We start from the raw sequence: 614 nt of genomic DNA on the forward strand, positions 1-614 counted from the left end.
ACATCGGGCGTGTCAGCCACAGGCACTACATCAATCGGGTGGGTGCCTGTTGTCGTTGCCGTGGAACCGTCAGCATCGGTGACAGTCACGCTTACATCAAGCGTGAAGTCATCACCGCTGTTAGATGGCGCCGTGACGGCAAAGCTTGCCACGGTTGCGCGGATACCCGCCTCGGTGCCCGTGACGGTAAAGCCCGTCGCTGTGGGCGTAACCGTAGCGCCGGGTGCCGTGGTGAATGTCGGTAGAGAACCGGTTGGAAAGCCGATGATCGTTACTTCCGAAACAGCTTCAGACGTATCAATATCGGTAGAAGCATAGGTGACCGCAGCACCGAAGTTGACGCTCGTGTCTTCGTTCACCGTGGACGAACCGGCCGTCAGGCTTGGTGTATCCGCCTGTGCGTCCACAAGGATCGAGAATGTGTCAGAAGTCTCTGCCGTATCGGCGTTCGACCCTTCCGTGGCGATGGAGACCAGCGTCAGCGGAATGGAGCCGTGGAAATCCTGTGGCGGTGTGATGGTAAGAACAGCAAGTTCTGCAGCCGTCAGCACCAGACCACCGGGCGTAACCGTACCCACAGAAGGCGTAGCACCTGCTGGCAGGCCTTCGATGCG

General features: G+C 59.1%; 1 protein-coding gene. It reads right to left on the minus strand.

Annotation, left to right across the window (positions count from 1 at the left end):
* Positions 1-614, minus strand: a 614-nt coding sequence (locus R2A130_RS18760; protein ID WP_040306455.1) for a hypothetical protein, incomplete at both ends; no start/stop codon positions are given.

This window comes from Ahrensia sp. R2A130, assembly GCF_000179775.1.
Lineage (GTDB): Bacteria > Pseudomonadota > Alphaproteobacteria > Rhizobiales > Rhizobiaceae > Pseudahrensia.